The organism is Streptomyces sp. NBC_00569 (genome assembly GCF_036345255.1).
Lineage (GTDB): Bacteria > Actinomycetota > Actinomycetes > Streptomycetales > Streptomycetaceae > Streptomyces.
Window position 1 is genome coordinate 2,747,729 of record NZ_CP107783.1, and the last position, 13,277, is coordinate 2,761,005.

Sequence of the window (13,277 nt, forward strand, 5' to 3'; positions counted from 1 at the left end):
GTTCGTTGTCAGCCCAGGCCGTTGTCAGCTCAAGCTCGAGTCCGCGGGGATGCTCGGCCGGGCCTCTCCCGGCAACTCCACACGCGTGGGCGGCAGTTCACCGTCTACCAGGTACGCGTCGACGAGCGCGTCCACCTGCGCGTTGCCGCCGAGCCGGTAGATCTCGTGGGCTCCGGAGTCGGTGACCAGGATCAGCGGATGCCCCAGTCGCTCGGCCATGGCCACCGCCCCCGGGCAGTGGTCCAGCGGGTCGCCGTCGGCCTGCACCACAAGCCCCGTCGGGTAGTCGCCGCGGATGATGGCCGGGCGCCGCTCGACGGGTGTGCACGTACCGAAGGCGGCGACCCAGGGCTGAGCGCGCATCACGCCGAAGCCGTAGGGGAAACGGTCCCTGAAGTCACGCATGTCGCGGTAGTAGATCTCCAGGTCGGCCGGCCACTCGGTCTCGCACGTCACGGCTTCCAGCACGGCGTCGCGCAGTCCGCCCGCCGCGGTACCCGGCCGCCAGCGGGACTGGCCCGCTAGCAGTTCACGGGCCCGCTCCGCGTCGCCGGCGCCGGTCGCCTTGCCCAACTCGCCTATCAGGGCGCCGAGTTCTTGCCAGCGACCGCGAGCCGCGCTCAGGGTGCCGACGACTCCGTCGAACGCAGTACGCAAGGACGCGCCCTCGCCGATGGAGGCCAGGGCCGCCGCGGCCTCCTCCACGCTCTCCAGTACCCGCGCGGCGCCGTCGCCGAGACCGAAGAACCGGTCACGCTGCCCGACCCACTCCGCCCACAGGTCCACGTTCTCGCGCACCGCGAGCGCCTGGGAGGCGAACTGCTCCCGCCAGTCCCAGTCCGGATGGACCGAGGAGTCGAGGACGCTGCGGTCCAGGTGCGCTCCGAACATCGCCCCGTAGAGCGCGCCGAGCAGCGTGCCGTAGGCCCAGCCGACGAAGCTGATCCGCGCTTCGCCGAGCAGGATGCGGATCACGTTCATGTCGCGGGCGCTGTTGGCCGTGGTGGTGTGACGGCGCAGGTTGCCCCCGGCGCGCACGCACCCCTGGTCGCGTTCCCACATGTCCGCGGAGATGGCGGCGAACACGGAGTCCGGGGGGCGCGAGTCGAACGGCACGGTCGTCGGACTCGCTTCGCCCTCGACCCGGGTCGAAGCGCCGGTTCCACGAGGGTCGAAACCGATCAGGTCGTAGACCTCGTGGGGCGCGGTGCCGGCCAGACGCGTCGGCAGCAGCCTGCCGAGACCGCCGTCGCCGCCCGGGCCACCGTTGAGGGACAGCAGCGCACCACGCCTCCTGCGCTGATCCAGCGCCCGGATCCGGCTGAGCGCCAGCTCGATGCGCTCACCGGAAGGGTGCGCGTAGTCGAGCGGCACTTCGATGAAGGCGAGTTCGAGGCTGTCGTCGAATTCGCCCGGCTTCCACGTCAGTTGCTGCGTCAGAAAGTGGCGCAACCCGGATTCGTCCCATGTCATGAGGGCACGGTCCGGCTCGGCGCTAGAGGCACTCCGGAGCCGGCATGGAGCTGTGAGGCGAGCCGCGGCCCGCTACGACGATCCTCCAGCAGCGCTAGAGGCCAATCAGCCATTCTCATCGCCATGAAAACGCGACTCATCCTCACCGTGACGGCGGCCGCGCTCCTGGGCGTGGTGACAACGACCGGCACCGCCGGGGCGTCCCAGCTGTGCGCCCTTACTCCCGTCGGAACCTGGTCGGGCACGGTCACCCGCCCCGGAGCGAGCGACCCGATCCAGCTCTCCTTCGGCAAATCCGGCCATGCGTGCCTGATAACCACCTCCGGGTCCGGCACCGCGACCAGCAGCGGAACCTGGACCCGGAGCGGATCCCAGCAGTTCAACTACAAGATCAAGGAATCACTGACCGATGCGAACGGGACGGCCACCGGCTGGATCCAGATCAACCAGGACGCCGTCCAGGAAGGAACGGACTTCAGCAGCTCCGGTACCTCACTGATCTACGACCTCAACGGCAACCTGCAAGGGTCGGTGATCTCCCACGTCACCGCCACCAGGACCTCCTCCTCCGCGCTTCCGTGCGCCGCCTGAGCGAGAGCCTTGGCGTTCGTCGCCGGTGCGGGCCCGCTAGCCGACGTACTGCGTGATGCCGCGGGGGACGTACACGCCGTGTCCGGCCCGACCCGTGAACGTCCGCTGATCGATGACCAGTTCACCGCGGGAGAGCACCGTCTCGACGCGGCCGGTGATCCGCTTGCCCTCGTACGCCGAGTAGTCGACGTTCATGTGATGGGTCTCGGCGGAGACGACCTGCTCGGCGTGCGGGTCGTAGATGACGACGTCGGCGTCGGCGCCCGGCGCGATGGTGCCCTTCTTCGGGTAGAGGCCGAACATGCGGGCCGGGGTCGCGCAGGCGATCTCGATCCAGCGGCGGCGCGAGATGTGTCCGTCGACGACGGCCTGGTGCAGGAGGTCCATGCGGTTCTCGACGCCGGGCATGCCGTTGGGGATCTTCGAGAAGTCGCCGCGGCCCAGCTCCTTCTGCCCGGTGAAGCAGAACGGGCAGTGGTCGGTGGAGACGACCTGGAGGTCGTTCGTGCGCAGGCCACGCCACAGGGCCGCCTGGTGGTCCTTGGGCCGCAGGGGCGTGCTGCACACGTACTTGGCGCCCTCGAAGTCCGGCTCGGCGAGGTTGTCCGTGGACAGGAAGAGGTACTGCGGGCAGGTCTCGCCGAAGACGTTCAGGCCCTCGTCGCGGGCCCGCGCGATCTCGGCGAGCGCCTCCTGCGCCGAGACGTGCACCACGTACAGGGGCGCGCCCGCGACCTGGGCGAGCTTGATGGCGCGGTGCGTCGCCTCGGCTTCGAGGAGCGCCTTCCTGACCTCGCCGTGGAAGCGCGGGTCGGTCTCGCCGCGCTCCAGCGCCTGCTGCACGAGGACGTCGATCGCGATGCCGTTCTCGGCGTGCATCATGATGAGGCCGCCGTTCTCACCGGCCCGCTGCATGGCGCGCAGGATCTGCCCGTCGTCGGAGTAGAAGACGCCGGGGTACGCCATGAACTGCTTGAACGACGTGACCCCCTCGGCGACGAGCAGGTCCATCTCCTTGAGCGTCTCGTCGTGCACGTCGGAGACGATCATGTGGAAGCCGTAGTCGATCGCGCAGTTCCCGTCGGCCTTGGCGTGCCAGGCGTCCAGGCCCTCGCGCAGGGTGTGCCCGACGGACTGGATGGCGAAGTCGACGATGGTGGTCGTGCCGCCCCAGGCCGCCGCCCGGGTGCCCGTCTCGAAGGTGTCGGCGGCGAAGGTGCCGCCGAACGGCATCTCCATGTGGGTGTGCGCGTCGACACCGCCCGGGATGACGTACTTCTGGCGGGCGTCGATCGTCCGGTCCGCGGTCCAGGATTCCGCGGCGTCGGTGCCGGCCGCGGCGAGGGCGGCGATGCGCCCGTCCTCGATGAGTACGTCGGCGTGGATCTCGTCGGCGGCGGTGACGACGAGTCCGCCGCGGATGACGGTACGGCTGCTGCTCATGCTCCCTCTTCCGTGTCTACGCTGCCTACGGGTTGGTCAGCGGCGTGTACGCGCCCGGCGCGCGGTCGCGGTAGAACTGCCAGCGGTCGCGGACCTCGCGCAGTTTGGCCATGTCGAGGTCCCGTACGACGAGTTCGGGTTCCTTGTCCCCGGCGACCTCCCCGACGAACTGGCCCTCCGGGTCGACGAAGTAGCTCGTCCCGTAGAAGTCGTTGTCGCCGTACTCCTCCTGGCCGACGCGGTTGATCGCGCCGACGAAGTACTCGTTCGCGACGGCGGACGCCGGCTGTTCCAGCTGCCACAGGTAGCCGGACAGACCGCGCGAGGTCGCCGACGGGTTGAACACGATCTGCGCCCCTTCGAGGCCCAGTGCGCGCCAGCCCTCGGGGAAGTGCCGGTCGTAGCAGATGTAGACGCCGATCTTCCCGACGGCCGTGTCGAAGACGGGCCAGCCGGAGTTGCCCGGCCGGAAGTAGAACTTCTCCCAGAATCCCTTCACTTGCGGGATGTGGGTCTTGCGGTACTTGCCGAGGTAGGTGCCGTCGGCGTCGATCACGGCGGCCGTGTTGTAGAGGACGCCGGGCTGCTCCTCCTCGTACATCGGCAGCACGAGGACGATGCCGTGCTCGGCGGCGAGCGTCTGGAAGCGGCGGACGGTGGGGCCGTCGGGGATCGCCTCGGCGTACTCGTAGAACTTCGCGTCCTGCACCTGGCAGAAGTACGGGCCGTAGAACAGCTCCTGGAAGCAGAGGACCTTCGCCCCCTGCGCGGCGGCGTCGCGGACGGCCTGCTCATGGACCTGGATCATGGACTCTTTGTCGCCCGTCCAGGCGGTCTGGAAGATCGCGGCGCGGATCACGGTGCTCATCGGGGACCTCCGGTCGCTCGGTGTGCCGTGAGCCTAGGAAGTCCGCGCCGTGTACCGGAGGTGCACCGTGTCACGTCTGGAGCCGTACGGCGTTCCACGCTGTCACCCTCTCTGCGCGTCATGGGCGAGGAGGGCGATGTGGACGGACGCGGCCTGCTCGAAGTCGTCGAGGTCCAGGCCGAGGAGCGACTCAATGGCCTCCAGCCTGCGGTAGAGGGCGGGGCGGCTCATGTGGTGGAGCTGCGCCGTGCGCGACTTGTTGCGCCCGGTCGCGAGATAGGTCCGCAGCACGGGCAGCAGGCCCGGGTCGTCGGCGTACAGGAGCCCGTCCAGCTCGCGTTCGGCGAAGGCCTGCACGTGCGGGTCGTCGCGCAGGAGCCGTACCAGGCCCCGCAGGCGTACGTCACGCAGGCGCACGACGGGCGGGACGTCCGGGGTGCCGGCCGCGGCCTGCGCGACGTGCAGCGCCTCGCGCAGCCCGGCGGCCACGTCGTCCCAGGCGGTGCACGGCTCGGCGGCCGCCACGACGGCCTGCTCCCCCGCCCCGGTGCCCAGGCGGGCCGCGAAGTGCTCGGTGAGCGGTCCGGCGGCCTGGTCGCGGGCGAGGCTGAGCAGGACGGCGGTGGCGCCGTCCGCGAGCTCGGCAGCAAGCCCGCAGAGCCCCAACAGGCGTAGTACGCGGCCGAGTTCGGCCGGGTCGCCGTCGCGGACGACGAGCGGGACGAAGGTGCGGCGGTTGACGGGGAGACCGGCGACCCTGGCCCGGGGCAGGAGCTGGCGGGCCGGTACGACGCCGGAGACGAGCTCGGTGAGGATGCCCTGCGCGGACTGCTGCTCCCAGGTGTGGGCGGCGCCCCCGAGCATGCGGTGCAGGACGAGGGCCTCGGCTGCACGTTCGGCGAGGAGCCGTCCGGTGGGGCCGTCGCCCCGGTAGCCGCACAGCACGACGCTGCCCCAGCGCTCGCCGCGCCCGTCGAGGGCGGCGCGGTACCAGTCGGCGCCGTCGGCGCAGCCCGCCCGGCGCGCGATGCGTTCCCAGTCGCGCAGCACGTCGTCCACGGCGGACCGCTCACCGGCGGTGGCGAGGACACGGTGGGCGAGGTTGGCGACGACGACCGGGCAGCCGCTGTGCGCGGCGATCTCGTCGAGGAGCCGCTGGAGCGGGGCGCCCGCCGTGATGAGTCCGGTCAGCGCGGTGCGGATCCCCTCGGAGAGGCTGACGGCGGCGAACTTCCGCCTCACGAGCCTCGACTGGACCTCCTCCGTGAGTTCGGCGAAGGGGAACGGGCGGTGCAGGACGACCATCGGCAGCCCGTACCGCTCGGCCGCGCGCCGCATGTCCTCGGGCGGTGACGGGAAGGCACGGCCGAGCCCGAGGACGACGGCCGCCGCCTCCGCGCGGTGCAGGGACTCGATGTACTCGGTCCTGGCGTGGGCGTTCCCGGCCAGGAGGACGCCGGTGGTGAGGACCATCTCGCCGCCGCTGAGCATCACCCCGACGTCGGCGGCCTCGGCGACGTGCACCCAGCGCACGGGCCGGTCGAGGTGACCGGCCCCCGCGACCACCTCGGGGTCCCCCGCCGCGATCCGCTCCAGGGCGAGTATCTGCCGTACGGACAGGGCGTGTTCGGCGGCGGTGACGGTCATGGGGCCCCCTTCCTTGGCACTGCCTTCGAACGGGCAGACCCGCTGCCTCGGCTAACAGGCGCTGTGCAGGGCCCGCTCCAGGACGGCCGCTCCCTCTTCCGCCTCGGCGACGGTGAGCGTCAGTGGTGGCGCGATGCGCAGCACGCTGGTGTTGTGCCCGCCGCCCTTGCCGACGAGGAGTCCGCCCTCGCGGGCCGCCTCGATCACGCGCGCCGCCGCGTCCGGGTCGGCCTCGTCCGTGCCGGGTTTCACCAGCTCGATGCCGATCATCAATCCCCGGCCGCGTACTTCTCGTACGCACTCCGTGGCGGCGCCGACGGCCCGGAGCCGCTCGATGAGGAGGCCGCCGACGCGGCGGGCGTTGCCCTGGAGGTCGTGTTCCAGGAGGTAGATCAGGTTGGCCAGGCCGGCCGCCATCGTCACCGGCGAGCCGCCGAACGTCGAAATGGAGTTGGAGTCCAGGCAGTTCATGACCTCGGCGCGCGCGACGACGCCGCCGATGGACATGCCGTTCCCGATGCCCTTGGCGAAGGTCAGGATGTCGGGGGGACCGTTCTGCGCGTGCGCCTGCCAGCCCCAGAAGTGGTCGCCGGTGCGGCCCCAGCCCGTCTGCACCTCGTCGGCGATCCACAGGATGCCGTGCTCCTGCAGCACCTCGCGGAACGCCGCGTACAGGCCGTCGGGCGGCGAGGTGAACCCGCCGACGCCCTGGATGGGTTCGGCGATCAGCGCGGCGACGCCACGTGTCTGGCCGAGGATGTCCCGCAGGTCGTCGACGCACGCCTCGATGAACTGGGCGTCGGTCAGACGGGAGTACGGGCCCCGGCTGCGCACCCCGCCATGGACGTACAGCGTCTGGAGGGGGGAGAGGCTGGTCGGGGACCATCCGCGGTTGCCGGTGATGCCGACGGCGGAGAAGGACCGGCCGTGGTAGCTGTTGCGCATCGCGAGGATCTGGTTCGAGCGGCGGTGCGCGGTGGCGAGCAGCAGCGCCGTGTCGTTGGCCTCGGTGCCGGAGGTGGTGAAGAAGACGCGGGCGTCCGGGATGCCGGACAACGAGGCCACGCGCTCGGCGAGTTCGACCATCTGCCGGTTGAGGTAGAGGGTCGAGGTGTGGATGATGCGTCCGGCCTGCTCGCTGACCGCCTTGGTCACCTCCGGCAGGGCGTGCGCGGTCATCGTCGTCAGGATGCCGCCGAAGAAGTCGAGGTACTTGTTCCCGGCGGCGTCCCAGACGTGACGGCCCTCGCCGTGGGTGATCTCGATCGGGCGGTCGTAGTACAGGGCGAGCCAGTCCGGCAGGACGGCGCGGTGACGGGCGTGGAGGTCGGGGGTCATCAAGGTCGCACGGGTCCCTTCGTCGGCTCCTTCACGAGTGACAGTGGTCATGGCTGCACCAGCCCTTCGTATGCGTCGGGCCGGCGGTCCCGGTAGAACGCCCACTGCTGGCGCACCTCTTCGATGAGGCCGAAGTCGAGGTCCCGTACGAGGAGTTCCTCGTCCTTGTCGCTCGCGGCGTCGCCCACGGTCTGCCCACGGGGGTCAACGAAGTAGCTCGTGCCGTAGAAGTCGTTGTCCCCGTACTCCTCGACGCCCACGCGGTTGATCGCGGCGATGAAGTACTCGTTCGCGACGGCCGCGGCCGGCTGTTCCAGCTGCCACAGGTAGGCCGAGAGGCCACGGCTCGTGGCGGACGGGTTGTACACGAGCTGGGCGCCGTTGAGGCCGAGCTGGCGCCAGCCCTCCGGGAAGTGCCGGTCGTAGCAGATGTAGACGCCGACGCGGCCGACGGCGGTCTCGAAGACCGGCCATCCCAGGTTCCCCGGCTTGAAGTAGTACTTCTCCCAGAAGCCCTTCACCTGCGGGATGTGGTGCTTGCGGTACTTGCCGAGGTACGTGCCGTCGGCGTCGATCACGGCCGCGGTGTTGAAGTAGAACCCGGACTGCTCGACCTCGAAGACCGGTACCACGACGACCATCCCGGTCTCGCGGGCCAGCGCCTTCATCCGGGTCACGGTCGGCCCGTCCGGCACGGGCTCGGCCCAGCGGTAGTGCTCCGCCTCCTGCACCTGGCAGAAGTAGGGGGCGTTGAAGACCTCCTGGAAGCCGATGATCCGGGCGCCCTGCCGGGCCGCCTCCCGCGCATGTTCCTCATGCTTGGTGATCATGGATTCGGTGTCGCCCGTCCAGGTCGCCTGGACCAGCGCGGCGCGTACGACGTGGGCCATGTGCCGCTCCTTTGCCTGTTGCCCCCGCCGGGGGACGTCAGAGAGCCTCTACGCCCGTAGACACAGGCCGTAGAGGGACGAACGTAAGCCTCACCGGCGGCCTTGCCAAGACCATCGCCGTTAACCGGCGGAATCGATCATGTTTCGCACCCGTGCGGGTGAGAAGCGACCGGGCTACGCATGGAACCCGGCGACTCTGAGCGCGTGCACGACATCCCAGTACCGCTCGTCGGACACGCCGCGCGCCGCCTCGGCGAGCAACGGCACGAGGCGTCCGGGGTCGTCGCGCACGCTGCGGGCGGCCTCCTCGGGGGTGCGTACGCGGACGTACGCGTCGAGGAGCGCACGGGTCTCGCGATGACGGCCCTCGCCGGTGAGGCGGAGCACGGACGCGCCGATCTCGGTGGCGGGACGGGCCACTCCCTGGCGCAGGATCTGCTGCGCGTCGGCGGTGCGTCCCGCGGCGGCGAGCGCGTCGGCGGCGGCCACCAGGAGGTCCGCCGGGAGCGAGGCCGTCTCCCAGAGCAAGGTCGCCCAGTCGGCGCCGAGTCCGGCGCGGCCCAACTCGGCTGCGAGCAGCGGGAATCGGGCGGCGGGCCAGTGGGCCGCCTCGACGAGCACGCCGTGCGCCTCCCCGCCGCGGCCCTCGGCGCGCAGCCGCAGGAGAGTGCCGACGCAGGCGGCGATGGCGGCGCGCGCCTCGCTGTCGAGGTGCTGCGGGGCCGGCGGTGCCGTCGTCTCCCCTTCGGCGGCTCCGGCGAACCGGGCGCCGCGAGGGCTCGCCACGGCGTCCCGTAACGGGCCCTGAACGGCGAGGGCGGCGGGCAGGGGCGCGTCGTCGGCGGGCGCGGCCTCGGCGGGCATCCCGGCGAAACGGGCGCTGCCTCGTGGGCGGCGTTTGCGTTCCTTGGACGATTCGGAGCGTTTTGGGGGTTCGGGCGGCGCCGGCTGCGGGTGCTGCTGCGGTAGGGGCACGGGTGGCGGTGATGGCCGGCGGTCCAGGTCCGCGATCCTCCGGTGGAGCTCCGCGCAGCGGGCCGTCGCGCGTTCATGGTCGTCGCGTGCCCAGGCCAGGTCGAGGCGCATCGCCTCCGCCTGCTCCCGCGTGGCGGCCGTGTGCAGGAGCTGGGCCAGCTCCACCTGGCGCCCTGCGGCGTACCGCTGCTCACGGAGCATCACGTCGAGCCGGTCACCGAGCAGCTCACGGCCGCCGGCCCGCGCGTCGAAGGCGGCGAGCGAGGCGCGGTGCAGGGCGCGGGCCCGTACGGCCTCCGCCTCGACCTCGGCCTCGCAGGACCCGCCGCCCACGCCCAGATCCTGGAGCAGGGCTTCCACGACATCCCAGGGAGGCACCTCGGCGCCCGTGAGGCAGACCCTCATCCCGTCGGGGTCGCGCTGCCAGAAGATGCCGCACCAGCCCGCGTCCTGGTCGAGCCGGGTCAGAAGGTTACGCAGGTACTCGGCGAACTCCCGGACCTGGTCAGGGAGTTGTTCCACTTCCATCACACGCCGCCCGATCCCTCCGCAGAGTGGAGTCTTCCGGTTCGGAAGAAAACACCCTTCGTGTTTCGAGGGCGCTACGGGCGCTTTTCCGCAGTGGCACCGTCCTCACTCGCCGCAGCTAGACAGTCACCGGCGAGCAGCTCGCCACGATCTCGTCCATGGAGAGGCCGAGGGTCCGGGCGAGGGCCGCGACCGTGAAGAAGGCGGGGGTGGGCGCACGGCCCGTCTCGATCTTGCGGAGCGTCTCGGCGGACAGACCCGCGCTCGCGGCGACCTCGACCATGCTCCGCCCGCGCCGGGCCTCGCGCAGCAGCAGGCCGAGCCGCTCACCGCGCTCGCGCTCTTCGGGGGTCAGGGGGGTTCGGACCATGCGTCCAGTCTACTGGCAGATCCCCCATTCAAATACCGGTATTGTAATTGGCATGGTGGAACTCAAGACAGACACATCGATCGACGAGATGCGGGAAGCGGGCCGGGTCGTGGCCCGGGCGCTCGCGGCGGTCCGCGAGAAGGCGGCCGTAGGGGTCTCGCTCCTGGAGCTGGACTCGGTGGCGCACGGCGTGCTGCGCGCCGCCGGCGCGAGCTCCCCCTTCCTCGGCTACCGCCCCTCGTTCGCCCCGACCCCCTTTCCGGCGGTCCTGTGCGCGTCGGTGAACGACGCGATCGTGCACGGCATCCCCGACGGGTACCGGCTGCGCGACGGCGACCTGCTCTCGGCCGACTTCGGCGCCCAACTGGGCGGCTGGGCCGGGGACTCGGCGATCAGCTTCACGGTCGGCACGGCGCGCCCCGACGACGTACACCTCATCGAGACGGCGGAGCGCGCGCTCGCGGCGGGCATCGCGGCGGCGGTCGTCGGCAACAGGATCGGGGACATCGCGCACGCCATCGGCAAGGTGTGCCGGGCGGAGGGATACGGCATCCCGGACGGCTTCGGCGGGCACGGCATCGGCCGCAAGATGCACGAGGACCCGCCCGTCCCGAACGAGGGACGGGCCGGCCGGGGCATGCGCCTCAAGCACGGCATGGTGATCGCGATCGAGCCGATGGTGATCGCCGGAGGCATGGACGACTACTACGCGGCCCCGGACGGCTGGACCCTGCGCACGGGTGACGGCACCCGCGCCGCCCACGCCGAACACACGGTCGCCATCACGGACGCGGGGCCGCGGATCCTGACGGCACTGTGAGCGGGCCGCGCCCGGGGCGCGTCCCCGGCGGGTGCCGCCCGCCGGCCGAGCGGGAGGCACCCGGCCGGATGCGCCGCAACGTCCTCTAGCCGCGCAGCACGCGCCGCGCCACCACCCGGCGCGCGTCGGCCAGTTCCGCGGCGATGGCGGCCACCGCCGCGGCGTCGACGCGGACCGCGGCCGGTTCGGCCGGCCTCGCGAGGAGGCAGGCCCGTCGCAGATGCGTCGGCGGGTGGGTCGCGTCGACGCTGTGGCCCCGCAGGACGCCCACCCTGCGGCGGCGCTCGTACTCGCTCTCGGGGATCGACTCGACGTATGCGGCAAGGCGGTCCCACAGCCCCTGCCCGGGCTCGTCGCTCTTCGCCGCGCCGCGCACCTGGCGCGCGTTGGACTCACGCAGCAGCAGGGCCTCGGCCGGGCCGCACACCAGGAGACGGTCCTGGAGGGCCACCGCCGCGTCCGTCGAGGCGGCGGTGGCCGAGGTCGCGTCGGCCAGGTACTCGGCGCGCTGCGCGGCACGCAGGGTCAGCTGGTCGAGAAGCATCATGACGCCCTGAACGGCGAGGAACGGCAGTAGGTAGAAGGCGTTGAGGATCACTTCGAGCCCGCTCGGGTTCCTGATGGGTGCCACGAGGTAGCGCCAGGAGTTCAAGGAGTGCAGCGCGTTGGCGATGATCACGCCGTGGCGTGTGTCGCCGTGCGCGAAGTGGCCGAGCTCGTGCCCGAGCAGCGCGACGCGCTCCTGCGGTGTCGTGATCTCCCACAGCCCCAGCCCGAGGGTGAGCAGGCGGCGCTGCCGGACTCCGTACGTACTGACGCTCGCGTTCGCCTCGGCCGTGACCGCGACGGCGTGCACCCCGGAGGTCGGCGCGCAGGCGGCGACCTCGTCGATCACGGCGAACAGCCGGGGCGCGTCGGCCCGGTGCAGTACGGGAGCGTCATCGGGAAGCCGCCCGAACCTGGGCCGGAACAGCCAGGCGAGACCCAGCAGGAAGGCACCGAGCACGGGCAGCGCACCGCCCCAGCCGAGAGACACGAGCAGCGCACCCGTGACGAACAGGGCGACCGTCACTCCGTGCACGCACAGCGCGACGGTGTGAGCGAGGACGCCCGCCACGTCACGACGCGGCCGCGGCGACTCCCCACGCGTCATCTCGGCGAGCAGCCGCTCCCCGTAGCGGTGGGCGATGCCGCGCCGCATCCTCTCGACGCGGCCCGGCCGCTCGTCCGGCTCGACCGGGTCGACGTTCCAGTCGCACGCGGAGCACCACGTGGTGAACCGCCGGTCGGTCCTGATCTCCGTCCCGCACTGCGGGCATGGCTGAACGGTCTGTTCCATGGTGCGGTGCACCTGCGAGGCCCCCCTCGTCCGGCGGCCCTCCCCCGGGCCGCGCTGTCCCGTCGACGCATTCGAACGAGTACGCGACAGCGCAGCGTAAACCCGCAGGAGGGACCCTTGAACAGGGGCATCGCCTTCACCCTCAGCGGCCCTGAAGGATCTCCCTCAGTCACCCTGAAGGATCTTCCTCAGTTGTCCTGGAGGAACTTCTTCGCCAGGGAGTCGCCGAGGGTCACCGCCGCACCGTGGCTCTCGATCGGGGACGTCTGGTTGTTCTTGAACACGATGTACGTGACGCCGGAGTCCGTGCCGCCGGTCTCCGGGTCCGGGTCGATGCCGAGGGCCTTCGCGGTGGCGTAGGACGCCTCACCGATGATCTTGTCCGGGCCGGTGTCGCCGACCACCGCGTACTCGACCTTGTTGTTGTAGATGACGGCCACGACGCCGCCGCCCTTGATGCCGGCTCCCGCGTAGTTCCAGATGCCGCTGGAGCTGGGCACGACGACGTAGGGGAGATTCTCGGCGCTCAGCGGTTTGCCGTCGGACTGGTGGAAGGCCGTGTCGTCCTGGAACCAGGGGTCGGTGTCGGCGTTGCACTGTGTGGTGATCCGGCCGTCGCAGTCGATGTCCATGTCGGCCTTCCAGAACACCGCGCCGTTCTTGCCGCAGACCGGCACGGTCGCCGAGGTCTCCTCGTCGGTGCGGTACTTGCCGTTCGATATCTGCGAGCAGGACGTGACCTTGGCGAGCAGGTCCGCCGCGCCGACCGTGCCCTCCTGGGCGCGCTGGGGGCCGCTCTCGCGGGCGGTGGCGTTCGTGGGGAGCAGAGCCGTCGCGAGCAGCGCGGCCCCGGCGGAGGCGGTGAGGGCGAGCGTTCGAGTACGCACGTGGGGGACCCTTCTGTTAGGAAAGTTTCCTTACCTTCGAGCCTAAATTTCGCGCCACGGCAGGTACCTGTCAACCCCTCGAATACGCCAAGAGGCCCGCGGCTCCCG

General features: G+C 71.2%; 12 protein-coding genes. 2 read left to right on the forward strand and 10 right to left on the reverse strand.

Annotated elements, in window-relative coordinates; translation table 11 throughout:
* Positions 1-24 precede the first annotated feature (24 nt).
* Positions 25-1,473, reverse strand: a complete 1,449-nt coding sequence (locus OHO83_RS12440; protein ID WP_330279447.1) for an alpha/beta fold hydrolase — start codon at positions 1,471-1,473, stop codon at positions 25-27.
* A 123-nt stretch (positions 1,474-1,596) separates the two neighbouring features.
* Between OHO83_RS12440 and OHO83_RS12445 the strand changes: the two genes are divergently transcribed.
* Positions 1,597-2,064 (forward strand): hypothetical protein, encoded by a 468-nt coding sequence (locus tag OHO83_RS12445; protein WP_266675282.1) that lies wholly within the window; start codon positions 1,597-1,599, stop codon positions 2,062-2,064.
* 36 nt (positions 2,065-2,100) lie between these two features.
* Here OHO83_RS12445 and hydA read toward each other — a convergent pair whose 3' ends face one another.
* The 7 genes from hydA to OHO83_RS12480 form a co-directional block, all read right to left on the reverse strand.
* Entirely contained in the window at positions 2,101-3,507 is a 1,407-nt protein-coding gene (gene hydA / locus OHO83_RS12450) for a dihydropyrimidinase (protein WP_329433490.1), read from the reverse strand.
* A gap of 25 nt (positions 3,508-3,532) precedes the next feature.
* Positions 3,533-4,375: a nitrilase-related carbon-nitrogen hydrolase gene (locus OHO83_RS12455; protein WP_266675280.1), complete on the reverse strand. Its 843-nt coding sequence runs from the start codon at positions 4,373-4,375 to the stop codon at positions 3,533-3,535.
* A 102-nt stretch (positions 4,376-4,477) separates the two neighbouring features.
* Positions 4,478-6,022 (reverse strand): PucR family transcriptional regulator, encoded by a 1,545-nt coding sequence (locus OHO83_RS12460; protein WP_330279448.1) that lies wholly within the window; start codon positions 6,020-6,022, stop codon positions 4,478-4,480.
* Positions 6,023-6,073: 51 nt separating this feature from the next.
* The gene (locus OHO83_RS12465) at positions 6,074-7,360 is read right to left on the reverse strand and encodes an aspartate aminotransferase family protein (protein WP_266676754.1); all 1,287 of its coding nucleotides are present in this window, start codon (positions 7,358-7,360) and stop codon (positions 6,074-6,076) included.
* Positions 7,361-7,407: 47 nt separating this feature from the next.
* The gene (locus tag OHO83_RS12470; RefSeq protein WP_266675278.1) at positions 7,408-8,250 is read right to left on the reverse strand and encodes a nitrilase-related carbon-nitrogen hydrolase; all 843 of its coding nucleotides are present in this window, start codon (positions 8,248-8,250) and stop codon (positions 7,408-7,410) included.
* A gap of 174 nt (positions 8,251-8,424) precedes the next feature.
* Positions 8,425-9,753, reverse strand: a complete 1,329-nt coding sequence (locus OHO83_RS12475) for a hypothetical protein (RefSeq protein WP_330280765.1) — start codon at positions 9,751-9,753, stop codon at positions 8,425-8,427.
* Between the two features lie 118 nt (positions 9,754-9,871).
* Positions 9,872-10,123 carry a helix-turn-helix domain-containing protein gene (locus tag OHO83_RS12480; protein WP_227298150.1) on the reverse strand — a complete coding sequence of 84 codons (252 nt, stop codon included), beginning with the start codon at positions 10,121-10,123 and terminating at the stop codon, positions 9,872-9,874.
* 52 nt (positions 10,124-10,175) lie between these two features.
* On the opposite strand from OHO83_RS12480, the gene map reads away from it, so the two are divergent.
* On the forward strand, positions 10,176-10,943 hold the full coding sequence (gene map, locus OHO83_RS12485) for a type I methionyl aminopeptidase (RefSeq protein WP_266675277.1): 768 nt from the start codon (positions 10,176-10,178) through the stop codon (positions 10,941-10,943).
* Between the two features lie 85 nt (positions 10,944-11,028).
* Here the strand turns inward: map and OHO83_RS12490 are convergent, their stop codons facing one another.
* Positions 11,029-12,282: a M48 family metallopeptidase gene (locus OHO83_RS12490; protein WP_330279449.1), complete on the reverse strand. Its 1,254-nt coding sequence runs from the start codon at positions 12,280-12,282 to the stop codon at positions 11,029-11,031.
* Positions 12,283-12,470: 188 nt separating this feature from the next.
* Positions 12,471-13,169, reverse strand: coding sequence for a glycoside hydrolase family 75 protein (locus OHO83_RS12495; RefSeq protein WP_266675275.1), 699 nt, complete (start codon positions 13,167-13,169; stop codon positions 12,471-12,473).
* Positions 13,170-13,277 lie beyond the last annotated feature (108 nt).